Raw genomic sequence first — 22,183 nt, 5'->3', positions numbered from 1 at the left:
GAAGGATCACGGAGCGCAGGTAAAACTCGCCGCCTCCGTCACCGGCCCCGACTTGTAATGCGGCCAGGCCGGCCAGCGGCACAGCGGGAGTGCGCGCGTCACCGCGAATGAGGGCGCCTCGACCTTCTGCTCGGTGGCTTCGAGGTCGCCGGGCGCCTTGCCCTTCTCGACCCAGTCGACCAAGGCGCTCAGCATGTCGACATTGGCCGGCGCGCCGGAGCCGACATGATCGACGCCGGGGGCGGTGTAGAGCCGCGCGAATTCCGCCGTCTCGGCCTTGCCGAGCTTGCGCTCGACGCTCTCGAAATAGCGGATGCCGGCATAGGGGCTCTGCGCATAGTCCGCCATGTGCTCGAGCACGATCAGCCGGCCGCCGCGTCCGCGAAAACGGCCGAGATCCGGATCGGTCGAATCCATCAGCTTCGAGACTTCGAGCAACCGCGCCTTGTGGTCCTCCACCTTGTAGGTGGTGACGTCGAGCTTGGGATCACGCGCGAACACATATTGAATGCCCCCGGCGCCGTAGATCCAGGCGATGCCGTTGTTGGGTGCGGGCGGCTGCGCCGGCGGCGCGCTGCCGAGCCACCACGCGGACCAGCCGCCGGTCGGCCCAAACGCCGGCGTATCCTCGCCAGAGACGCCCCAGCCCGGATAGTCGTCGAGGTCATTGGCGAGCACGAACGGGAATTTGTAGGTCCCATGCAGCGTGCTGACTGCCTTGATCTGCGCCTCGGTCAGGCACTGATCGCCGGCCTTGCCGGCCTCGCAGCGCAGCGTCTCGACCTTGAACATGGCCTTGCAGGCCACGGGATCGTGCACCAACGTCTTATCGGAGCCGTCGGCCTTGTCGCAGGCAGTGCGCACCGCATCGGCAAAGAGCTTGACTTGCGCCGGATTGATCCAGCCCTCGCCCATGGTCACAAGGCCCGAGCGCGTACCGGCATGCTGCAGGCCGACCCAGTTGATCACGGGCACGCGGGCGAAGATGCCGTCGAAATCGTCGGGGTAGCGCTGGGCCATGGTGAGGCCTTCGCGGCCGCCCTCGGACGAGCCCATGAAATACATCTTCTCCGGCTTCTTGCCGTAGGCGCGCTCCATCAGCGCGACAGAAGCGTCGCGCACCTTCTTGTAGGCGCGGTGAGCGAAATTCTCGAAGGCTTCGTCGTTGAGCGCGAAGACCTGCGGCGGCTCGCCGGGCTTGGACTCGTGGCCGGAGTCCGTGCCGTAGGTGACATAACCGCGCGCCAGCGGCGACGGCTTGTCGAAGGGATAGGCCGGCGGCAGCCCAAGGCCAGTGATCAGCACGCCGTTAAAGCCGCCACCGCCATACTGGACGGAGCGCCCGTTCCATTCGACGGGGAGGTTGACCTGAAACTTGATCGGCGGCGCCTTGGGATCAACGGGGTCGATGTGACCCAGCACCTTGCAGAAACCGGGATTGGCCGGCGTGATACGCCCCGATGGCGTCGGCCCGCGCTCAGCGACGGCGAGAGGTGATGGGGCCTGCGACGTCGCGGAATCGATCTTCACAGCATCCGCGCCGCCGATAAGACCCTTGCAGACCGTATCCGCGTCCTCCGCCAGCGTCACCGCCGACGCGCCGCTTGCGCTCATGGCTGCCATCGCACCCACGAGCCATGCACAGAGCTTCGCTCTCTTTCGCGTCATCGTTTCCACCCGGCGTTCGCTGTTTATTGGATTTGGTCCGTTGGCCGCATTGAATGCAACCTTCGCCGTTCCGTCAATCGCTCACATTCGCATTCTGCTCAGAACGATCCCAGCGCACTACCCAAAGCGATTACGGCCACCAGCGCCAGCAGCGAGGTCGCGATGCCGACCATGACGATGTCGAAATAGCTGTCGCGATGCGTCAGGCCGCAGATCGCGAGCAGGCTGACCACGGCGCCATTGTGCGGCAGGATGTCGAGCGTCCCCGCGCCGATCACTGCCACGCGATGCATCAGCGCGGGGGCGATGCCGGTGCGCGCGGCGAGCTCGACATAGGTCTGGCCGAGCGCGTCGAGAGCAATGGTCAGGCCGCCTGACGCCGAGCCGGTCAGAGCGGCCAGGATGTTGGTCGCGACCGCTAGCGAGACCAGCGGTCCGCCTTCGATCGCCAGCACCCAGTCGCGCACGATCGCGAACGCCGGCAGCGAGGCGACGACCGCACCGAATCCGACGAGGCTCGCGACGCTGAACGCAGGCAGGACGGATGCATTGGCCCCGGCGTCCATGGTGCGGCGAAGCGCCGGCAGGCGGGCTCGGTTCAGCGCGATGGTCGTGACGATGGCCGCGGTCAGCGCGACCGCGACCGACCACACGCCCGCGACGGCCGCGAGTGACGTCTCCCCAAAGCGCTGCTCGGCGAGATAGCTGACATCGAGTCGCGGCAGCACCACGAGCGACATCACCAGATTCACCGTGACGACGACGATCAGCGGCGCGATCGCGCTCCACACGGGCGAAGGTCGCTCGCTGCGCTGACCGTGCTGGAGCTCCGCCGGATCGAACTCGCGCGCCGTCGTTGCGCGCTCGCGCACGAGCTCGTCGGCGGCGGCGCGCTCGGTCGCGCCCTCGATATCGTCGCCATAACCTTCTCCGGCACGGCGCGCCGCAGCTTCGGCGCGGTGCAGCCACCACAACCCTGCCACGAGCATGATGAGCGAGGCGATGATGCCGAGACCCGGCGCGGCAAACGGCGTCGTGCCGAAGAACGGCATTGGTATCGCATTCTGGATCGACGGCGTGCCCGGCAAGGCCGACATGGTGAAGGTCGACGTCCCCAGCACGATCGCAGCCGGGATCAGGCGACGCGGGATCGAAGCCGCGCGAAACAGCGAGCGGGCCATGGGAGCGATGACGAAAAACGCAACGAACAGGCTGACGCCGCCATAGGTCACCGCGGCACCGGCGAGCACGACCGCCAGGATCACGCGGCGCTCGCCAAGGCGCTCCGCCATGAAGGCGGCGACCGACGTGACCGCGCCGCTATCGTCCATCAGCTTGCCGAAGACCGCGCCAAGCAGGAAGATCGGGAAGAACTGCGCCAGAAATCCCGCCGCATGCACCATGAACACCTGGGTCAGGTTCGCAAGCAGCGGCTCGCCGCCGAACAGCGCGGCAACGAGCGCCGCGAACGGCGCCAGCAGAAGCACGCTCCAGCCGCGAAAGGCGAACAGGACGAGCAGGGCGAGCCCGACGAGGAGGCCGAGAAGACCCATGTCTCAGCACTCCGACAGGAGGATGTCGAGATCGGCGGTCGATTGCCGGCCGATGTCGGCACCGTGCGCGGCGAGAAACGCGTCCGCGGCCAGGCGCCCCTCGGCGCGCAGCATCGAGACGAACTCCCATTCCGCGTTGAGCTTTGACGAGGCGCCGAACCCCGCCAGCATGTCGCTCTTGATCCGGTGCGTCCGCATCTTCGCCCAGCGCGCGCCCTCGCCGCTGCCGGGGTCGGCGGCCTGGCGCAGCAACGCGATCATGCGCAGCTCCTTCACCAGCGGCGAGTTGAAAGAGATCTCGTTCAGCCGGTTGAGGATTTCGGCTGCCGTCCGCGGCTCCTCCGGCCGTTCGGTCGGATTGATCTGGACCAGGATGGTGTCGTGTGCGTCGCTCTCGCGAACCAGCGGCGTGATGGTCGGGTTGCCGGCAAAGCCGCCGTCCCAATAGGGCTCGCCGTCGATCTCGATCGCGCGGAACATGGTCGGCAGGCAGGCGGACGCCAGCAGCACATCCGCCGTGATCTCCGCGTTGCGGAAGATACGGCCGCGCCCGGTGCGCACCCGCGTCGCGGTGATGAACAGCTGGATCGGCGAGCGCGCGAGGCGTTCGAAATCGATGCTCTCGGCCAGCACCGCGCGCAGCGGATTGTAACCGGTCGGATTGAGATCATAGGGCGAGAGCACCCGCGACATCAAATCGGTGAGGATGTAGGCGGGCGACGTGTCGAGGGTCCAGCGCCCCATCAATCGATCGAGCGGCGAGCGTTGCAGCGGGCTGAAGGCGGCAGCCTTCGAGACGCGGCGCCAGTATTTTTCGAGCGCGTCGCGCGCGCCCTCGGCGCCGCCGGCCGTCCAACCATCCGCAAGCACGGCCGCGTTCATTGCGCCTGCCGACGTTCCGGAGATCGCGGCGATCTCTAGCCACTTCTCTTCCAGAAGACGGTCGAGCACGCCCCAGGTGAAGGCGCCGTGCGAACCGCCACCTTGAAGCGCGAGATCGATCAGTACGGCGTCCCGTTCCATGGCGGCACCCACGCAACTGAAGCTCAAATTCGACGTGCTTTTTAGTACCCGAAGATGACAACAGTGTAGAGAGCCGTGGCTACAGATTGCAACCGGAACGTGGAGCGTTCTAGTGCTCGAATACCAGCCGTGCGCCAACCGTACCCTCGAGCGCCCGGATCTGCGCAAGCAGCGCGGCCGAATCCTCACCCCCGAGGTCGGCGTCGAGCACGACGTAGCCGAGGTCGCCGGCGGTCTCCAGATATTGCGCGACAATGTTGATGTCGCGCTGGAGGAAGACCTCGTTCAGCCGCCGCAGCATGCCCGGCACGTTGCGGTGGACATGGCTGAAGCGCGCACCGGCGGGACGTAAGTGCAGTTGCACCTCCGGGAAATTCACCGCGCCCATGGTCGATCCCGTGATGAAATAGTCGACCAGTTTTCGCGCGACTTCCCCACCGATGCGCTCTTGCGCCTCCTCGGTCGAGCCGCCGACATGCGGGGTGAGGATCACGTTGTTGAGGCCCTGCACCGGGCTCTTGAATCGTTCCGCATTCGAGGACGGCTCAACCGGGAAGACGTCGATCGCAGCGCCCGCGATGTGACCGTCGCGCAAGGCGCCTGCGAGCGCATCGAGATCGACCACGGTACCGCGGCTGTTGTTGATGAAGAATGAGCCCGGCTTCATCGCCCGCAACTCCTTCTCGCCGATCATGCCTGATGTCTCCGGTGTCTCCGGCACGTGCAGGCTGACGACGTCGCTCTGCGCCAGCAGCTCTTCGAGCTTCTCGACCGGCTCGGTATTGCCGTGTCGGAGCTTGTCGGTGCGATCGTAATAGATCACGCGCATGCCCATGGCTTCAGCAAGGGTCGACAGCTGCGAGCCGATATTGCCATAGCCGACGATGCCGAGGGTGCGGCCACGCACCTCGCGGCTGCCGGCAGCGGACTTGTCCCAGCCGCCTTCATGGGCGGACACCGAGCGCGGAAAGATCTGACGCAGCAGCATCACGATCTCACCGATCACGAGTTCCGCGACGCTGCGCGTGTTGGAGAACGGCGCGTTGAACACGGGAATGCCACGCTTGCGGGCCGCCAGGAGATCGACCTGGTTGGTGCCGACGCTGAAGCAGCCGACCGCGAGAAGCCCGTCCGCGGCCGCGAGCACCTCATCGGTGATCTGGGTGCGCGAGCGGATGCCGAGCAGCGACACGCCCTTCAGCGCGCGCCGCAGATCTTCGCCGTCCAGCGCCTTGGTCAGCCGCTCGACATTGGCGAAGCCCGCGCTCCGGAACAGGTCGACAGCGCTGTCATTGACGCCTTCGAGCAACAGCGCCTTCGCATTCCGCTCGGGGCTTTGACCTGGGGCTGGCATGGAATCTCCGTTGGTCACAACTTTGCCGCAGCTCATAGACCGCGGGGGAGATGCAGCACAATAGGGTTAGGATATGGGGAGAAGATGGCGGGGCGGTAAGTGTTTACGGTGGCCGCCCGGTCAGATCACATAGAACCCATGCGTGCCGTCGAGCCGGAGTTGCTCGACGAGACCGTATTCCCAGTCGAGATAGGCCTGCATCGCGCGCTCGGCGACGTCAGTACCTTCGTAGGGCCGGCGGTAGCGATGCGCCGGATCGGGCTTTGGCAGCACCCGCGGCGGGCCGATCTCGAGCGTGACGTCATAGCCGCCTTCGAGGACGTAGACCTCCCAGCCCATCTGCGCGAGCCAGGATGCCGTCATGTCGGCACGCACGCCCTGGTCGTCGGTCAGGAGGATGCGCGCGCCGCGCACGGGCGCGGCCATGTCGGTTTCCTGGACGAGCTGGCCACCGGGATAGTGGCGGAAGCCGGGGAGATGGCCGGCCGCAAATTCCTCCGCGTCGCGCACGTCGAAGCGATAGAGCGTGCGATCGGTCCGCGCTGCGAGCGCTTTCGCCTCGTTCGCTCCGATATGGCGAACACCGGCGCGATAGGCGACATCGCGCGCATTGGCCGGGCCGCCCTCGAACGGCCCGATCGCACCGCGCCGCTCAGCACCGTGATCGAGCGTGTGCCGCGCCAGCGTCCAGCCGATGGTGCCGTTGCGCAGCGCCCGCACCTTGTTGGGCACGCCGGCATTGATCAGCGACTGGGTGCCGATGATCGAGCGCGTGCGGCCGGCGCAATTGACAATGATGGTGGTGTCGGGATCGGGCGCGGCCTGCCCTGCCCGCAGCACCAGCTCAGCGCCGGGCACGCTGACCGAGCCCGGAATGTTCATGGTCGCATATTCGTCGAAGCGGCGAACATCGAGGATCGCGATGTTGGCCTTGTCCGCAATCAGCTTTGCCACTTCGTCGGCGCTGAACGACGGCGTGTGCCGCCGCGCTTCGACCAGCTCGCCGAATGCCTTGGAATAGGAATTGACGTCCTCGAACACCTGATAGCCCGCATCGCGCCAGGCCTTCAGCCCGCCGTCGAGCGCACTGACATTGGTGTAGCCCAGCACGGCAAGCCGTTCGGCGCCGGTTGCAACAAGCCCCTCACCATCATCATAGAGCGCGATCGCGACGTCCTTGCGCGGCAGCCTCACCTCGGCCTCGATCGCGATCCGGTCCGCGGCCATGTTGGCGGCAAAAAGCGGATGTCCGGTGGCGAAGCCGGCCTCGTACCTGAGATCGAGCAGCGCGATCTCCTCGCGCAGCAGCAACGCGCGGCGGATATCGGCGGGGGTGACAGTTGGAAGCTTCATGGCGTGAACCCTGGCAAGTAAGGCCAAGGGCTTTTGAACGATTGTCGCGCGCTTGGCTAGTCTTCGCGGCCGTTCACTCGCCCGGAACCAGCCGCCCGAGCGGCGGCTGCGCGGGGCGCCGCAGCCTGCGGCGCGACAGATAGAGCAAAATGCCGGTGACCGAGAACAGCGGCATCAACGCTGCTGCAATCATGAAGGCGAGCTTGCCGGGCCAACCCAGGAACGCGCCGCGATGGATGTCGAGCACGTTCGCGATGATCTTCTCGCCGAGCGTCTTGTCGGCATAGCGCTCCGCCGAGATCACCTGCCCAGTGACCGCATCCACGCGGAATTCGTCGCGCGTGGTATCGAGCGTCGAATCCTTCGGCCACGACCGGATCCGAATGACCGTGCCCGGACCAGCTGGCAGCGTCAGCAGCGCTTTGGAGAAACGATCGCCTTCCTCGCGCTGGAGCGTCGACCACGCAAGATCAAATCCCGCCGGCTGAGCCGGCTCGGAACGCCCCGCGGCGCGCGGCTGCTTCGGCTGCATCTTCGCGGCGGCAACATGCGGACGCGACAGCAGCCAGACCACGCCGTCCTTGTACCAGTCGAACGAGTACCAGAGCCCGGTCAGCGTCATCACCAAATAGACCGGCAACACCCAGGTGCCGATCACCGCGTGCAGCGAGCGGTGCAGGCCGCGGCCACTGAGACCGAGATTTGGCTTCAGCCACATCTTCACGCTGGCGGCGCGGCGCGGCCAGCGCAGCACGAGGCCCGAGATGAGCATGACGATCAGGCCGAGCGCGGCGATGCCGGTAATCTGGCGCCCCCACCCCTTGGCATCGCCGGGGATCAACAGCCAGCGATGCAGCCTGCGCACGGTCGCGAAGAACTCCTCGCCACGCGGCGCACCCAGCACGCGCGCGTCGTAGGGATCGACATAGAGCGATGTCGGCCGCGCGCCCTGCTCGTCGCGCGCGAAGCGGACACGCACCGCCGCGGCCGGATCGCTCGACAGCGTGACGGCCGAAACCTTGCCGAGGTCCTGCTCCGCCTTCAGCCGGGCCACCAGTTCGTCCGGCATCAACGCCGGCGCCTGGCGCGGCGCCACCTGCATGATAGCGCTATTCAGATAGTCGCCGATCTCGTCCTCAAAGCTCATGATCGAACCGGTCAGCGCGATCAGAGCCAGCAGCAGCGCAAGCACGAGGCCCGCGATCGAGTGAATCTGGTGCAGAGCGGCCTTGATGTGATGCCCCACCCTACTCATCGAAGCCAACCTTCTTGATAAGCGAGATCGCGGCCTGCTGATGTGCGGCGATCTGGTCGATCGAAATTGCATCGGCGATGAACGTGCCCATTTCGGCAACAATGAGTGCACGCTCCGCTGCTGCAAGCACGGGGTATTCCAACTCGGCAGCGACAAAGATCCGCTGCGCTGCCGGCGTGACAAGAAATTCGAGGAATTGTCGCGCCAACGCCGGATGCGGCGCCTGTTTCGCGATGGCCGCGCCGGTGAGGTTCACATGCGTGCCGCCGCCCCTGAATGTCGATGGCACCGCCCTGACCTCCATCGCCCAGGCACGCCAGTCGGCCCCTTCCCGTCCGTCGCGCAATTGCGCCAATGCCACGGTGTTGCCGATGCCGATCTTGCACGTGCCTTGCGCGATCTCGCGGATCACGTCGTTGTCCTTGCCATCAGGCTTGTGCGCGAGATTGGCCTTCAGGCCGGCGAGCCAGGCCTCCGTCGCGGCCTCGCCGTGATGGACGAGATAGGCCGCAACCAGCGCGACATTGTTCTGATGTAACGGCGAGCGCATGCAGAGCTCGCCGCGCCAATTGGGAGCGGAGAGATCTTCATAGTCGATCGAAGCAAGCGCGCTGTCCTTGCGCACAAAGGCAACACGCGGTCGGACGGAAAGCGCAAGCCATTGCGCGCCGTTACCACGGAGATTTGGAGGGACCACCTGGTCGAGACGCGACGACGTGAAGGCTTGCGTCAGACCGCGGGTGGAGAGCTGGGTCGTCTTGTCCAGCCCGATCGTCATCAATACGTCGGCGGGCGATGCGACGCCTTCCGACGCAAGTCGCTTGACGAGGCTATCCTCGACGAAGACGATTTTCACCTTGACGCCGCCGGCTTCCGTGAAGGCCGCAACGACCGGCTCGACCAGGGCGGCCTCCCTGGTCGAATAGAGCGTGATCTCCTCGGCGCGGCTCGTACCTGTGGCAGCAAGGCAGGCAGACGTCGCCGCGATCAGGACCGCGATGGCTTTGTGCCGCACCGCCATCGCTAGAACTTCACCGTTGCGGACAGCGACACGCGGCGCGCATCGCCGATCGCGACGTTCAGATTGTTGACGGCGGAGGGATAATAGACGGTGTCGAACAGGTTCTTGACGTTGAGCTGATAGATCACCGGCGTATTCTGGTATTTCGTCTCATAGGTCGCGAAAATATCGGCGACCACATAGGACGGCAAGAAGAAGCTGTTGATCGCATCACCGGGACGGTCGCCGACATAGCGCGCGCCGCCGCCGAGGCGGAGCTGGCCCGGCAAAGCTGTACCGAAATCATAGACCAGATAGAGCGAGGCCGTGTTCAGCGCGACGTTCTGCAGCTTCTTCCCGAGCAGCGTCACATCCTCGGACGCCGTCACGCGGGCGTCGGTGTAGCCGTAGCTGCCGATCAAGGCCCAGCTGTCGGTGAGCTTGCCGGTGACATCCAGCTCGACGCCCCGCGAGCGGGCGCGACCGACGGTGTGGAGCTCGACCACACCCGCGCTGTTCGTCTTCGTCGTCTGCACGTTCGTCTTGTCGAGATCGTAGAGCGCCAGCGTACCTGAGATGCGCTTGTTCAGATCGAACTTCACGCCGGTCTCGTATGACACGCCTTCTTCGGGCGCGACATTCGAATCGATCACGATACCGATCGGCGCAATGGTCGAATTGGGCTTCAACGACTCGGTGTAGCTCGCATACAGCGAGACCTCCTTGGTCAGCTTGAGAATGGCCCCGCCGAGGGGAAGCACCTTGTCTTGCGACACGTTGGTGTTGGTGACGAATGGCTTTCCGCGCCCGGCGATCTGGTCGTAGTCCATGTAACGGACGCCGCCAACCAGGGCGAACCGTTCGGTGAGATGCAGGGTGTCCTGGAAGAACAGCGACCATTGGCCGAGCTTGTCGGTCTGTGCGCTATCGCTGTTTGATACCGTCGTGCCCGGTCCGACCAACCCGTAGACGGGATTGTAGACGTTGATGGCGGGAGTCGCCTGCCGGATCAGATTGTCGCGATAGATGGTGCGATACTGGCCGTCGCCGCCGAATACCACCTCGTTGCGCATATTGCCGAGCCAGAAGCTGCCGGAAATGTACGACGTTCCATAGCTGGCATTGCTGAGCGAGCCCTGCGTGCCGTCGTTGCTGCGCGTCTCAACGCCCGTCGTGAAGTTGAGGGTGGAGATGCGGAGCTGGTTGGCGCTGAAGGTTTCGGTGTTGTAGCTGTAGCCGGCGTAGAGCTTCCAATCCTGGTTGAAGCGGTGCTCGATCGAGGCTTGCATCAAGTCCGAGGTGCCCCAGGTGTTGTTGAAGGGCTCATCGAGCCGGCGCGTGGATGGCACCGCGAGCGGTGCCTTGGTCACCGGATTGAACGCCGTGCCGCGATCGAACGGATAGATGAACTCGCGGTGCTCGTAGTTGAGCTGAACCGTGGTGTCCTGGCCGTACCAGGCCAGCGACGGTGCGACCAGCATCTCGCGGTGGCGGCCGAAATTGCGCCAGTAATCCTCGCTGACGCCGTAGCCGATGAAGCGATAGGCAAGGCCCTGATCGCCGATCGGACCGGTAACGTCGAGCAGACCGTCGGCACCGGTTTTCGAGGCACTGAATGCCGAGCCCAGCAGCGTGACCGAACCGTGCTGATAAAGCTCCGGGCGCTTGCTGATGGTGTTGACGATGCCGCCGGGATCCATGATGCCGTAGAGCAGCGAGGCCGGCCCCTTCAGCACCTCGACGCTTTCGACCGCGGGATTGAAGCTTCGGCCCTGCACCAGCGGCATGCCGTTGCGCATGATCGAACCGTCGCGGTTGTCGCCGAAGCCGCGGCGGATCACCGCGTCCTGGCTGCCGGCGAGCGTGTTGGTCTGAGTGATGCCGGAGACATTGATGAGCGCATCGTCGATGTTCCGCGGGAGCTGGTCCTTCAACACCTGTTCAGGCACGACGTTGACCGCCTGCGAGGTATCGAGGGGCGAGGCGCCGCTGCGCAGTGTGGTCGAACTCGGCATCGCACGGTAACCGAGCTTGGCAGCCTGCTGCGCGGCAGCCGCGGCGGCTGCACGTTCCGATATCGTCGGTGCTGCGGGTGTCGCGGCATTCCGGCTGCGCTGGCGCGCGGCGGCTTGCGTCCGGCGCTGGGGCGATTCAGATGCGCGCGCCGGTTTCGGTCGCTGCACCGGCGCTTCCACTGTCACCGGCGGCAGCGCCGATTGCGCCTGCGCGGTCGTCGTGTTCGAGGGGGATTCGACGATCAGCACCGCTGCGCCGAGGAGAAGACCTGCACGGCTCTTGCCGGCACGATGACGATGGCCGCTGACGCGCTGGCCATCCACGAAGGCACGCACTTTCATTCCACTTCAAGTCACGAACATTGAAGTGCGCGCCTGTAACAGTCGGCGGGATCGAAGAGAACCGTAGGCGAGCTTGAATCGCTCTAGTGTTGAATCGTTCTAAGCGCATCAGCGCACCGAACGGCAATCACCGATTGATATCGCTGGGATCGCGACACGCTGCGCGCGAATTTACGGCAACGTGTCACGAAGGTTAGACATTTCACGCGATGGCAGGAGCAATCAGCTCGTCAATCTTTCGCTTGAGCGCCGCACCATCGGACGAGGCACGGAACGGCGGGCGCACGCGCAGCCAGCCCGCGTCGCCCGTCTGCGCGGCGAGGATTGCCTTCAGCGTCGCGATGAACGACGGCGTGTTCAGCACGACATCTGTCGCGGCTTGCATGCGCGCCTCGACGTCCTTGCCGTCAACCATGCCCTTGACCAGCTCGGGCACGACGTTGGCCATGCCGCAGATGGTGCCGGCGCCGCCGGCGGCGATCGCGCGGGTGATGTCGGCTTCGTTGCCGACGGTGATGGCGAGCTCCGGCGCGGCAGCACGGAACGCCTGGAACTGTTTGAAGTCGCCGCTGGAATCCTTCAGGCCCGCAACCACCTTGCCGTAACGCTTGCGCAGGTTCGCAGCGACGCTGGTCGGGATCGCAACGCCGGAGACCTGCGGGATGTGATAGAGCGAGGCGCGCAGGCGATCGTCGGCGACGCCGTCGATGATCGCGGCAAAAGCATCCTCGATGCCTTCGGGCGTGACACCGCGATCGAAATAGGGCGGCAGATACAGCAAGTGGCGCAGGCCGAGACCGAGCATGGCGCGTGTCAGCGCGATGCTGTCGGTGAGGGCGGGAAAGCCGCCGCCGATGCCGATCCGCTCGGGCGCGACGCCGGCCTTGAGCACGGCCTCGATGGTCGCGACACGCTCAGTGACATTGAAGGAGGTACCCTCGCCGGTGGTGCCGAACAGCACGACGCCGTCGACGCCCTTGCCGAAGAGCTGCCTGGCGTGAGCGGCGAGCTTGGCGGAGTCCACGCTGCCATCAGTCGCCAGCGGCGTCGCCGACGCCACCCAGAACCCGCGAATTGCCTCCGTCATCTCACCACCCATTAGCTGCGGTCCCGGACTAAGCCCCTGATCTCGAACGATCTTAGGAGGCCTTCCGAGCCTTGTTTTTGCTTTACTTTTTATGTTGTACCTTACATACAAGACGGACGCAAATCCTTTCCACCTTCACGGCGCGCATGAGACGCAGCCAGATTCCGAGGAGGTCTCGCATGAACATGGTGAGCCCCATTGAGCGGCCCGATCAGTTGCTCGGCGCCTTGCGCGACAAGCTCGGCGCGGCCGCGGTGCTTGTTGGCACCGACGTGCCCGCGCGCAATTGCAACGACTGGAGCGCGAGCCTGCCGCAAACGCCGCTTGCGGTGATCCGACCGGTCGATGCGCAAGGCGTTGCCGATGCGATTGCGACCTGCCGGCAGGCGCGGCTGCCCTTCGTGCCGCAGGGCGGATTGACCGGGCTGTGCCGCGGCGCATCGCCCGAAGCAGGCTGGGTCGCAATCTCGCTCGAGCGCATGACCGGCATCGAGGAGATCGATCGGGCGTCGATGACGATGACGGTGAAATCGGGCACGCCGCTGGAGACGATCCAGAAGGCCGCGGACGAAGCCGGCTTCTTCTTTCCGCTCGATCTCGGCTCGCGCGGCTCCTGCGCGATCGGCGGCAATCTCTCCACCAATGCCGGTGGCAACCGCGTGATCCGCTACGGCATGACGCGCGAACTGGTGCTCGGCCTGGAGGTGGTGCTGCCCGACGGCACCATCATCACCAGCCTCAACAAGCTGATGAAGAACAACGCGGGCTATGACCTCAAGCATCTCTTCATCGGCTCCGAAGGCACTCTCGGCATCATCACCCGCGTGGTGTTGCGGCTGTTCCCGAAACCGCGCTCGACCATGGCGGCACTGTGCGCGCTGAAGGACTATGCCGCGGTGATCGCTCTGCTCGATGCCGCGCGAAGCGGGCTCGGGCCGCTGCTGTCGGCATTCGAGGTGATGTGGCCGGACTATTGGGACGTGATCACGACGCGCGCCGGGGTGAAGCCGCCGGTCGCCGCAGGCCAAGGTCTCTACGTGCTCGTCGAGGCCCAAGGCACCGACGAGAGCCTGGATGCGCCGCGCTTCCAGGCCTGGCTCGAAGAGCTGATGGAGCGCGGGCTGCTCGCAGATGCCGCCGTGGCGCAATCGCTGGCGCAGACGCAGGCGTTCTGGCGCGTGCGCGACATCTGCGCCGAGTTCGGCCAGGTGCTGGGGCCGCACATCTCCTATGACATCGGGCTGGCGGTGGCGCGGATGGACGAGTTCGTCACCCGCTGCAAGGCCGCGTTGGCCTCCGGCATCAGGGGGGGCGAGAGCGTCTATTACGGCCATATCGGCGACGGCAATCTGCATCTCGTGTCCTGGGTTACCGGCCTTTCCGTCGAGCAGCAACCGAAGGAAGAGATGGATGCGATCATCTACGGTCTGGTGCGCGAGCTGGGCGGCAGCGTCTCCGCCGAGCACGGCATCGGCACGCTGAAGAAGAAGTGGCTGGGCCATGCCAGGAGCGAAGCCGAGATCGCGTTGATGCGGACGCTGAAGGCCGCGCTCGATCCCGATCACCTGCTCAATCCCGGCAAGGTGATCTGAGACAGCAGATGCGATCGCTCAAGCTCGATACGCCGAAATCGCTGTCGCAGCGGGTGGTGCTGCGGCTGCGCCAGGCCATCATCGACGGCGAGTTCGCGCTTGGCGCCGCCATCTCCGAGGAGATGGTGGCGAACTCCTTCGGGGTCAGCCGCACGCCGGTGCGCGAGGCGATGGGCCAGTTGCAGGCGCAGGGCCTGGTTGTGATCCGGCCGCAGGTCGGCAGCTTCGTGTTCACGCCGAGCGCCGAGGACATCACCGCGCTCTGCACCTTCCGGATCGCGCTCGAGCCCAAGGCCGCCGAGCTCGCGTTCCGTCACGATCGCGACGGCGCGATTGCGACGATGAGCGAGGCAATCGCGGCGATGGAGCCGGCGATCGCGGCGAAGGACAACATCGCCTATAGCCGCGCCGATGCGAGCTTCCACGAAGGATTGTTCGCGCATTGCGGCAACCGCTATCTCATCGAATCCTACCAGCTCGTTTCGGGCCGCGTCGCCGCGCTGCGCACAAATCTGACGTCGCCGATCGACGTGCGCACGCGCTCGTCCTTCGACGAGCATCGCAAGCTGCTCGATCTGTTCGCGCGCGGCGAGTTTGCCGCCTTCGAAGCGCTGATGACGACGCACATCACCAATTCCGGCCTGGTCTACGCCAAGGCCTTGAAAGTGGAGGCCTTGAAAGTGGAGGCACTGAAGGTGGACTGAGCGCTTCTACCCCGCGTCCTTCGATCCCGGCCTGTCCAGGAAATCCAGCGCGGTGTTGATCTGTTCGAGCTGGTGCTCGATCTTGTCGCGGTCGTCGACCGACTGCGCCTTCTCGAGCTGTTCCACAAGCTTCTGCTTCCGCGACAACAAGTTCTCTATGACCGTACTCACAAGTCCCCCATCGCCCCGAAACGAAGCGTCGAGGCAAAATCCGGTTACGGCACTGGCGCCGGGATGGTCGGGGCGCGCGCGAGCATGGCTCGCACCGGTCCCTTGATCAGAATGTTCGCGGAGGCGGTTGGTTCCTGCGAATGAACCACAACTCCGATCGATGGAACTATTTGCGCAGGCTCGCCCAGACCCCGCCGAGGATCAGCACACCGCCGAGCAGATGGATCAGTTTTGGCGGTTCACCGAGAATTGCGAACGACAGCAGGGCGCTCGCGATCGGCCCGAGATAGAGCACGAGCGAGGTTCGGACCGAACCGAATTTACCGCCGAGCCAGGCAAAGCCGGCATAGGCGAGCAACCCGGGAACGATCCCGGCGAAGACGTAAGCCGACACCGCTTTCGTGCTGAAGACCTGCGCCGGCGTGGTCCACATCTCGATCAGCGCCTGCGGCAGCGAGAACAGCGCGCCGGCGCCTGCGAACAGGCTCATGCGCGCCAGCAGCGACGCCTTGGGCGCCGCGCGCGATTGCAGCAGCGTGTAGCCGGACCAGCCGAGCATCGCGATCACGACCAGGCCGTCGCCCGCCGCCGTCTCCAGTGCGAACAAGGTCTCCGGATGACCGCCGGAGATGATGAGCAAGGCGCCGGCGAGCGCAAGCGCCGTGCCGAGCCATTGCAGCTGGCCGACATGCTCGATGCCGAGCACCGCAGAGATCATCAGCACCGTGACCGGCGACAGCGCCATGATCAACGCGATGTGGATCGCCGTGGTCGAGATGCCCGCGGCATAGACCGGGCCGCCGCAGAGGAACATGCCCATGAAGCCGGCGGCGAGGATCGGCCAGATGTTCTTGCCGAGTGGCACGCGGCCGGCGCGGATTTCGGCGAACGCGATCGGCGCGAGCCCGATGGCGACGATGCTCCAGCGGAAGAAGGCGAGCGCGAAGGGCGGGACCGAGCCCGCAAGCCCGCGCGCCAGAATCTGATTTGAGGCCTGCGCGGTCGCCACCAGGATGAAGCCGATCAGCGCAACCGCACCGAGCCAGGCCTCGGCGGACGGCGCAGCGCCGGCGTCATCACCGCCATCAGAAATTTCCTTGCCCATGGCGCAATCGGATATCCGATGTCGGCCGCGGTGAGAACCCGGAAGAGGGATCGCTCATATGCATATGCGGCACGCGCACCGTTCCGGGCGGCGAGGCGATGCTCGCCATGCGCAAGGCCTGGATCGAGGCGGCGCTGCTGGGCTCGACGGTGACCAATCTCCGCCTCGTCGAGAACGCCGGGCGGATGGTCCGCCAGCGTGGCGGCGAGCCGGCAGGGGTTCGCGAACGGTTAACGCGCTCCCGCAAGCCGGTTTGCCCCTGGCGGAACCGCAAATCTTCACGCGTCCGTCGGTTGTATTCGTACGCCCGGAGTCCTATGCGTAGGCGCCATGGACACCCAGATCATCACCGCCGAAAAGCCCCTGATGGCGCAGGCGCGCCCGCGCAAGCCGGCGCCGTTCCTTCCCATGAGCCGCGCCGAGATGGACGCGCTCGGCTGGGACGCCTGCGACATCGTGCTGGTGACGGGCGATGCCTATGTCGACCATCCGAGCTTTGGCATGGCCATCATCGGCCGGCTGCTGGAGGCGCAAGGCTTTCGGGTCGGCATCATCTCCCAGCCCGACTGGCATTCGGCCGAGCCGTTCAAGGTGCTGGGCAAGCCAAAGGTGTTCTTCGGCGTCACCGGCGGCAACATGGACTCGATGGTGAACCGCTACACCGCGGACCGCCGCCTGCGCCATGACGATGCCTATACGGCGGGCGGCGAAGGCGGCAAGCGGCCGGACCGCTGCACCGTCGTCTACGCGCAGCGCTGCCGCGAGGCATTCAAGGACGTGCCGATCGTGCTCGGCGGCATCGAGGCGTCGCTGCGCCGGATCGCGCATTACGACTACTGGTCCGACAAGGTGCGCCGCTCGGTGCTGGCCGACGCCAAGGCCGACCTGCTGCTCTATGGCAATGCCGAGCGCGCCGTCGTCGAGGTGGCCAACCGGCTTGCCGCCGGCGAAGCGCCGCGCGAGCTCAGCGACATCAGGGGCGTCGCGCTGTTCCGCCGCGTGCCCGAAGACTATTCCGAGCTGCACGCCGACGATCTCGACTCCGCCGATGAGGGCGCATCGCGGACGAAAGGCGCCACCGTGATCCGGCTGCCGGCGCTGGAGCAGGTCGAGCAGGACAAGGACGCCTATGCCCGCGCGTCACGCGTGCTGCATCGGGAGAGCAATCCCGGCAATGCACGGCCGCTGGTGCAGCGCCACGGCGATCGCGATCTCTGGCTCAACCCGCCGCCGATCCCGCTGACCAGCGACGAGATGGACGCGGTCTACGACCTGCCCTATGCGCGCGCGCCGCACCCGTCCTACGGCGAAGCAAAAATCCCCGCCTGGGACATGATCAAGTTCTCGGTGACGATCATGCGCGGCTGCTTCGGCGGCTGCACCTTCTGCTCGATCACCGAGCATGAAGGCCGCATCATCCAGAACCGTTCGGAAGGCTCGATCCTGCGCGAGATCGAGAAGATCCGCGACAAGACGCCGGGGTTCACCGGCGTGATCTCCGACATCGGCGGCCCCACCGCCAACATGTACCGGATGGCGTGCAAGGATCCGAAGGTCGAGGCCGCGTGCCGGCGGCCGTCCTGCGTCTTCCCGGAAATCTGCCCGAACCTCAACACCTCGCATGACGATCTGATCCGGCTCTATCGCAAGGTGCGCGAGACCAAGGGCATCAAGAAGGTGATGGTCGCCTCCGGCGTGCGCTACGATCTCGCGGTCGAGAGCCCCGAATACATCAAGGAGCTCGTCACCCATCACGTCGGCGGTTACCTGAAGATCGCCCCTGAACATACCGAGCGCGGCCCGCTCGACAAGATGATGAAGCCGGGCATCGGTGCCTACAACCAGTTCAAGCGGATGTTCGATGCCGCGGCCGAGCAGGCCGGCAAGAAATACTACCTGATCCCGTACTTCATCGCGGCGCATCCGGGCACGACCGACGAGGACATGATGAACCTCGCGCTCTGGCTCAAGAAGAACCGCTATCGCGCCGACCAGGTGCAGACCTTCCTGCCCTCGCCGATGGCGACCGCGACCGCGATGTACCACACCGGCGTCAACCCCTTACGCGGCGTGCGCCGCGGCGGCAGCGACAAGGTCGAGGCGATCAAGGGGCTGCGCCAGCGAAGGCTGCACAAGGCCTTCCTGCGCTATCACGACCCCGACAATTGGCCGGTGCTGCGCGAGGCGCTGAAGGAGATGGGTCGCGCCGATCTGATCGGCTCCCGCCCCGACCAGCTCGTCCCCGCGCATCAGCCCCCCGGCACCGGCAAGGCCGCCGGCACACGGCGACCGGTTCGCCCCGGCGGCAAGACGCACAAGTTCACGACCAAGGGCTTGCGGGTGATGAAGTAGCGGGCGGCTAGCCGCCTGCTACAACGCGAGCACGACCGCGCCCGACACGGCATCCGTCACGCCGCGTCCGTTGCCTTGGTCCTCGAGCACCGACCTGAAACTGTCGAGCGTCTTGATCATCGCCGATCGCGCCGCGACCATCGCATCCTGGCTGGCCCACATGCCGATGAGGCAGAAGGTCTGCTCGCCGGTCTTGATGATGACGCCGTGCTCCAGGCCCGGCCATTTGGCCTTGCCGCCCCGATGCGCGTCGAGGAAGGCGGCTTCCTCACCCTGCTTCACCTTGAACTTCACCACATTGTAAACCTGCATGGCGCGTCTCCTGAAAATGGACTGATGAAAGCGGGCGTCGTTCGAGGCCCGGGACCAAACGTCCCTACGGTCGCCTCGGTTGATTGTTGCCCTCGCGCGCGGCGGCGTCACCGTGACAATTCATCATGGCGACAGGAAATGGCGCGCAAAAACAAAAATGTCGAAAACAACCCCATGCACAGTAGAAGGCATGAGCGCGATCAATGGTTTAGACGGTTCGGAGGAGACCGTTGATCCGTCGGGCAAAACAGGAGCATGATGGCACGGTCGCGGTGTGTGGGCGTGCTGCCCCTTGACGCGATCGTCCCGACAGCATCGACACCGCGCCATCCTCGACAGCAGACCCCCACTGTCGGTCGAAGCACGGCTCAAACATGCATGCGCCAAAACCGGTTGACGCCGGCGCCATTATGCAACATATGAAGTTACATGAAACGAGACAGCCGCTTGTCCGGCGTGCTCCACGTGCTGCTGCACATGGCGCAGCAGGACGTCCCCCTCACGTCCGAGACTCTTGCGAGGGCGATGGACACCAATCCGGTGGTGATCCGCCGTATCATGGCGGGGCTGCGGGACCTCGGCTATGTCCGATCCGAGAAAGGGCACGGCGGCGGCTGGACGCTGGCTTGCGACCTTTCGAAGGTGACGCTGCGCGACGTCTACATCGCGCTTGGCTGTCCTTCGCTTCTCGCCATTGGCAACCGGACGGAAGCGCCTGGCTGTCTCGTCGAGCAGGCGGTCAATGCCGCGCTCAATCGCGCCTTTGACGATGCAGAGGCGCTGCTGCTGAGGCGCTTTGGCGAGGTGACGCTCGCAATGCTGAGCGACGATCTGCGTCAGCGCCTCGGGTCCCGAAAACATCAAGGCATGAGCGTGCACGCGTGACGTGCTCCATTCAGCAAGGCAATATCGTGACTGACATTCAAAGCGCGTTCGCCGATCCGCAGATGGTGGCGAAATACACTGAGGGACCGCCGCGCTTCGTTCCCGGCTACAATGCGATGTTGTCGATGGCCGCGATCCTGCTGGCCGAGCGCTCGCCTGAAGACGCCCGGATACTGGCGCTCGGTGCCGGCGGCGGCCTCGAATTGAGGGCCTTCGCGCAGGCTCAGCCGCGCTGGACCTTCGATGGGGTGGATCCGTCCGCGGCGATGCTCAATCTGGCGACACAAACGCTGGGTCCGTTCGCCTCGCGCGCGCATCTGCATCAAGGCTATATCAACGATGCGCCGGCGGGACCGTTCGACGGCGCGACATGCCTGCTGACTTTGCACTTCGTCGATGTCGAGGAACGGCGTCGCATCGCCTCGGAAATTCACCGCCGCCTCAAGCCTGGCGCGGCATTCGTGGCAGCTCATTTCAGCATTCCTGACGGCGATGATGAGCGGCCGCGCTGGCTCTCGCGCTATTCCGCGTTCCTGGCTGCATCCGGAGTCGAGCCCGACAAGGCGGCGGCCGCACGTCAAGCGGTCGACGGGCAATTGAGCATTCTTTCGCCCGCACGAGATGAAGCGATTTTGCGCGACGTTGGCTTTACCGACCCAACCCTATTCTACGCCGGCTTCACGTTCCGCGGTTGGGTGGCGTACGCCTGAGGCAAATCAGCTGCACCGCCTTGCCGGGAACTGGCGGTCTGCACGGCGATGGTCAGCCTGCCGTTTCGCTCTCTGCACAAAGCGGCGCCGCCGCCAAACGACTCGCTTGCGAAGCAAAATCCTCGAACGCTGCGACGGCATCACGCATGTTGTGGCAACCGCGACTGTCGAGCGACGAATGAACGCTGAGGTCGAACAGCTCCATCCAGAAGAGCGGGCTCTCGGGCAAGCCGGCCCCAAGCGCTTCGAACATACTAATCTCGCAATCCCCGACCCGCTCGAGCGCAACCGTCCGGGAGCCATGGGCGATATGAGGAATTCCGAGCAACGTTCCGTAACCTCGTAAAATCTTCACGTTTATGGGCGGCGCGACGCCGTCACTGCTGGACATCAAAGCCATCGTAGCTTTCGGGGAAAGGGGCTGCCCCGACAACGCAAGACCAGTCTCAGGGCAGACAAGCGATTTAAGTCACAAGACCCCCGGTTTCTTGTTATCGTGAGCCAATAAGTTGATTTTTCATGCCGCAGTCACGATCGGCGAGCCCAAAGAGCGAGGCCCGCAGCGGCAACGACGAAAGGGTTCGGTGTGCCGGCTGCCCATTCGCCCCATCCTGAAACAATGCCCAGTGCGACCGGCGGAATCGCCCGCCTGGTTTGGGCACGCCTGCAGGACGCCGGCATCGAGGCGGACGGTCTGCTGTCCAGGGTCGGATTGACTCTCAAGCAGATCGAGGATCGCAAGGCGCGCCTGAGCGCCGAGAGCCAGATCAGGTTTCTGGAACTTGGGGCCGAGGCGTTGCAGGACGACAGCCTCGGTTTTCACCTCGCACGAGACTTCGACCTTCGTGAAATTGGCCTGCTCTATTACGTGGCAGCATCCTCTGGGACGATTGCCGAAGCCTTCGCAAAGGCCGAACGCTATTGCCGTCTCGCCAACGAGGGGATTTCGCTGCGATTCGCCGCGAAAGAGATGACGATCACGCTGAAATATATCGGCGTGGAACGGCGCTCGGATCGGCACCAGATCGAATTCTGGCTGACCTCGATCGTTCGCATGAACCGCGCCCTGACCAACCGCCGCCTGATCCCGAGCCGGCTCAAAATGGTACATCGCCGTCGAACGACGCCCACAGAGGTCAGGTCGTTCCTGGGGTGCGAGATCGAGTTCGGGTCCGATGTCGACGAGATCGCTTTCCCGGTATCCGTGGGGCCGATGCCGATCGAAAGCGCTGATCACTATCTGAACGATCTGCTGGTGACGTATTGCGAGCAGGCGCTCGCACACCGGAAATCCGGCGAAGTCTCGCTCAGATCGAGCGTCGAGAATGCAATCGCCCCATTGCTCCCGCATCGTGAGGCACGGGTCGAAGAGATCGCCCGCCGGCTGGGGATGAGTCATCGCACGCTGGTGCGACGCCTCGCTTTGGAGGGACTGACCTTCAGTGGTATCCTCGACGAGATGAAGATCGACCTTGCCAAGAGCTATCTGAAGAAAGATGAACTGTCGATTTCACAAACCGCGTGGCTCCTCGGCTACGGGGAAGTGAGCGCATTCACACACGCCTTCAGGCGGTGGACCGGCGTGACGCCGAGACGATGGCGCGCCGCCGGTGATCCCAAGCACGCCGGTGGCCTCGACGATACGCTGCTTCGTGCAAAGCGCGCACGCGCGAACTCCTCCCGGAGCTGACAGAATACGGAA

21 protein-coding genes are annotated in these 22,183 nt (G+C 65.0%); 7 read left to right on the top strand and 14 right to left on the bottom strand.

The annotated features are described in order from the left end of the window. Positions 1–6 precede the first annotated feature (6 nt). The 9 genes from BJ6T_RS06155 to BJ6T_RS06115 form a co-directional block, all read right to left on the bottom strand. Complete coding sequence (locus tag BJ6T_RS06155) at positions 7–1,668, bottom strand: tannase/feruloyl esterase family alpha/beta hydrolase (RefSeq protein ID WP_028170371.1); 1,662 nt, start codon at positions 1,666–1,668, stop codon at positions 7–9. Between the two features lie 98 nt (positions 1,669–1,766). Next, the gene (locus BJ6T_RS06150) at positions 1,767–3,221 is read right to left on the bottom strand and encodes a GntP family permease (protein WP_014491434.1); all 1,455 of its coding nucleotides are present in this window, start codon (positions 3,219–3,221) and stop codon (positions 1,767–1,769) included. Positions 3,222–3,224: 3 nt separating this feature from the next. Next, positions 3,225–4,244, bottom strand: a complete 1,020-nt coding sequence (locus BJ6T_RS06145; RefSeq protein ID WP_028170372.1) for a patatin-like phospholipase family protein — start codon at positions 4,242–4,244, stop codon at positions 3,225–3,227. A gap of 109 nt (positions 4,245–4,353) precedes the next feature. Further along, positions 4,354–5,598 carry a phosphoglycerate dehydrogenase gene (serA, locus tag BJ6T_RS06140; RefSeq protein ID WP_014491432.1) on the bottom strand — a complete coding sequence of 415 codons (1,245 nt, stop codon included), beginning with the start codon at positions 5,596–5,598 and terminating at the stop codon, positions 4,354–4,356. A 120-nt stretch (positions 5,599–5,718) separates the two neighbouring features. Then, entirely contained in the window at positions 5,719–6,951 is a 1,233-nt protein-coding gene (locus tag BJ6T_RS06135) for a rhodanese-like domain-containing protein (RefSeq protein ID WP_014491431.1), read from the bottom strand. 73 nt (positions 6,952–7,024) lie between these two features. After that, positions 7,025–8,206 (bottom strand): PepSY-associated TM helix domain-containing protein, encoded by a 1,182-nt coding sequence (locus BJ6T_RS06130; RefSeq protein ID WP_014491430.1) that lies wholly within the window; start codon positions 8,204–8,206, stop codon positions 7,025–7,027. Then, positions 8,199–9,227 (bottom strand): extracellular solute-binding protein, encoded by a 1,029-nt coding sequence (locus BJ6T_RS06125; RefSeq protein ID WP_014491429.1) that lies wholly within the window; start codon positions 9,225–9,227, stop codon positions 8,199–8,201. The genes BJ6T_RS06130 and BJ6T_RS06125 overlap by 8 nt, the downstream gene beginning before the upstream one ends. Before the next feature lie 2 nt (positions 9,228–9,229). Then, a complete protein-coding gene (locus BJ6T_RS06120; protein ID WP_014491428.1) occupies positions 9,230–11,563 on the bottom strand; it encodes a TonB-dependent siderophore receptor in 2,334 nt (777 codons plus the stop codon). Positions 11,564–11,765: 202 nt separating this feature from the next. Beyond that, positions 11,766–12,650 (bottom strand): dihydrodipicolinate synthase family protein, encoded by an 885-nt coding sequence (locus tag BJ6T_RS06115; RefSeq protein ID WP_028170373.1) that lies wholly within the window; start codon positions 12,648–12,650, stop codon positions 11,766–11,768. A gap of 179 nt (positions 12,651–12,829) precedes the next feature. On the opposite strand from BJ6T_RS06115, the gene BJ6T_RS06110 reads away from it, so the two are divergent. Together BJ6T_RS06110 and BJ6T_RS06105 are read left to right on the top strand one after the other, a co-directional pair. Continuing rightward, complete coding sequence (locus BJ6T_RS06110) at positions 12,830–14,242, top strand: FAD-binding oxidoreductase (protein ID WP_014491426.1); 1,413 nt, start codon at positions 12,830–12,832, stop codon at positions 14,240–14,242. 8 nt (positions 14,243–14,250) lie between these two features. Continuing rightward, on the top strand, positions 14,251–14,946 hold the full coding sequence (locus tag BJ6T_RS06105; protein WP_014491425.1) for a GntR family transcriptional regulator: 696 nt from the start codon (positions 14,251–14,253) through the stop codon (positions 14,944–14,946). Between the two features lie 6 nt (positions 14,947–14,952). Here BJ6T_RS06105 and BJ6T_RS46955 read toward each other — a convergent pair whose 3' ends face one another. From BJ6T_RS46955 to BJ6T_RS46950, 3 genes are all read right to left on the bottom strand, one after another. After that, the gene (locus BJ6T_RS46955; RefSeq protein WP_162131457.1) at positions 14,953–15,093 is read right to left on the bottom strand and encodes a hypothetical protein; all 141 of its coding nucleotides are present in this window, start codon (positions 15,091–15,093) and stop codon (positions 14,953–14,955) included. Between the two features lie 190 nt (positions 15,094–15,283). Next, positions 15,284–16,222: a DMT family transporter gene (locus BJ6T_RS06100; protein WP_014491423.1), complete on the bottom strand. Its 939-nt coding sequence runs from the start codon at positions 16,220–16,222 to the stop codon at positions 15,284–15,286. Continuing rightward, on the bottom strand, positions 16,203–16,379 hold the full coding sequence (locus BJ6T_RS46950; RefSeq protein WP_157788327.1) for a hypothetical protein: 177 nt from the start codon (positions 16,377–16,379) through the stop codon (positions 16,203–16,205). Before BJ6T_RS46950 ends, BJ6T_RS06100 begins: the two co-directional genes overlap by 20 nt. 173 nt (positions 16,380–16,552) lie before the next feature. Here BJ6T_RS46950 and BJ6T_RS06095 point away from each other — a divergent pair, with 173 nt between their 5' ends. Continuing rightward, positions 16,553–18,574 carry a YgiQ family radical SAM protein gene (locus BJ6T_RS06095; protein ID WP_014491422.1) on the top strand — a complete coding sequence of 674 codons (2,022 nt, stop codon included), beginning with the start codon at positions 16,553–16,555 and terminating at the stop codon, positions 18,572–18,574. Between the two features lie 18 nt (positions 18,575–18,592). On the opposite strand, the gene BJ6T_RS06090 is transcribed toward BJ6T_RS06095, so the two are convergent. Further along, positions 18,593–18,886 carry a hypothetical protein gene (locus BJ6T_RS06090; RefSeq protein ID WP_014491421.1) on the bottom strand — a complete coding sequence of 98 codons (294 nt, stop codon included), beginning with the start codon at positions 18,884–18,886 and terminating at the stop codon, positions 18,593–18,595. A gap of 79 nt (positions 18,887–18,965) precedes the next feature. On the opposite strand from BJ6T_RS06090, the gene BJ6T_RS45240 reads away from it, so the two are divergent. From BJ6T_RS45240 to BJ6T_RS06080, 3 genes are all read left to right on the top strand, one after another. Then, positions 18,966–19,145: a hypothetical protein gene (locus BJ6T_RS45240; protein ID WP_141379281.1), complete on the top strand. Its 180-nt coding sequence runs from the start codon at positions 18,966–18,968 to the stop codon at positions 19,143–19,145. A 170-nt stretch (positions 19,146–19,315) separates the two neighbouring features. Beyond that, a complete protein-coding gene (locus BJ6T_RS06085; RefSeq protein WP_014491420.1) occupies positions 19,316–19,771 on the top strand; it encodes an Rrf2 family transcriptional regulator in 456 nt (151 codons plus the stop codon). Further along, a complete protein-coding gene (locus BJ6T_RS06080) occupies positions 19,768–20,481 on the top strand; it encodes a class I SAM-dependent methyltransferase (RefSeq protein ID WP_014491419.1) in 714 nt (237 codons plus the stop codon). Before BJ6T_RS06085 ends, BJ6T_RS06080 begins: the two co-directional genes overlap by 4 nt. Positions 20,482–20,533: 52 nt before the next feature. Here the strand turns inward: BJ6T_RS06080 and BJ6T_RS06075 are convergent, their stop codons facing one another. After that, a complete protein-coding gene (locus BJ6T_RS06075; RefSeq protein ID WP_225895094.1) occupies positions 20,534–20,872 on the bottom strand; it encodes a hypothetical protein in 339 nt (112 codons plus the stop codon). Positions 20,873–21,067: 195 nt separating this feature from the next. Between BJ6T_RS06075 and BJ6T_RS06070 the strand changes: the two genes are divergently transcribed. Further along, positions 21,068–22,171, top strand: coding sequence for an AraC family transcriptional regulator (locus BJ6T_RS06070; protein WP_240537949.1), 1,104 nt, complete (start codon positions 21,068–21,070; stop codon positions 22,169–22,171). Positions 22,172–22,183 lie beyond the last annotated feature (12 nt).

This window comes from Bradyrhizobium japonicum USDA 6 (genome assembly GCF_000284375.1).
GTDB lineage: Bacteria > Pseudomonadota > Alphaproteobacteria > Rhizobiales > Xanthobacteraceae > Bradyrhizobium > Bradyrhizobium japonicum.
The sequence above is the reverse complement of the archived record's forward strand: the minus strand, read 5'-3'. Positions and strand labels throughout refer to the sequence as shown.

Coding starts and splice junctions, on each gene's coding strand:
- BJ6T_RS06155 (WP_028170371.1), bottom strand. CDS start 1,668: ATGACGCGAAAGAGAGCGAAGCTCTGTGCATGGCTCGTGGGTGCGATG.
- BJ6T_RS06150 (WP_014491434.1), bottom strand. CDS start 3,221: ATGGGTCTTCTCGGCCTCCTCGTCGGGCTCGCCCTGCTCGTCCTGTTC.
- BJ6T_RS06145 (WP_028170372.1), bottom strand. CDS start 4,244: ATGGAACGGGACGCCGTACTGATCGATCTCGCGCTTCAAGGTGGCGGT.
- serA (WP_014491432.1), bottom strand. CDS start 5,598: ATGCCAGCCCCAGGTCAAAGCCCCGAGCGGAATGCGAAGGCGCTGTTG.
- BJ6T_RS06135 (WP_014491431.1), bottom strand. CDS start 6,951: ATGAAGCTTCCAACTGTCACCCCCGCCGATATCCGCCGCGCGTTGCTG.
- BJ6T_RS06130 (WP_014491430.1), bottom strand. CDS start 8,206: ATGAGTAGGGTGGGGCATCACATCAAGGCCGCTCTGCACCAGATTCAC.
- BJ6T_RS06125 (WP_014491429.1), bottom strand. CDS start 9,227: ATGGCGGTGCGGCACAAAGCCATCGCGGTCCTGATCGCGGCGACGTCT.
- BJ6T_RS06120 (WP_014491428.1), bottom strand. CDS start 11,563: ATGAAAGTGCGTGCCTTCGTGGATGGCCAGCGCGTCAGCGGCCATCGT.
- BJ6T_RS06115 (WP_028170373.1), bottom strand. CDS start 12,650: ATGACGGAGGCAATTCGCGGGTTCTGGGTGGCGTCGGCGACGCCGCTG.
- BJ6T_RS06110 (WP_014491426.1), top strand. CDS start 12,830: ATGAACATGGTGAGCCCCATTGAGCGGCCCGATCAGTTGCTCGGCGCC.
- BJ6T_RS06105 (WP_014491425.1), top strand. CDS start 14,251: ATGCGATCGCTCAAGCTCGATACGCCGAAATCGCTGTCGCAGCGGGTG.
- BJ6T_RS06100 (WP_014491423.1), bottom strand. CDS start 16,222: ATGGGCAAGGAAATTTCTGATGGCGGTGATGACGCCGGCGCTGCGCCG.
- BJ6T_RS06095 (WP_014491422.1), top strand. CDS start 16,553: ATGGACACCCAGATCATCACCGCCGAAAAGCCCCTGATGGCGCAGGCG.
- BJ6T_RS06090 (WP_014491421.1), bottom strand. CDS start 18,886: ATGCAGGTTTACAATGTGGTGAAGTTCAAGGTGAAGCAGGGTGAGGAA.
- BJ6T_RS06085 (WP_014491420.1), top strand. CDS start 19,316: ATGAAACGAGACAGCCGCTTGTCCGGCGTGCTCCACGTGCTGCTGCAC.
- BJ6T_RS06075 (WP_225895094.1), bottom strand. CDS start 20,872: ATGTCCAGCAGTGACGGCGTCGCGCCGCCCATAAACGTGAAGATTTTA.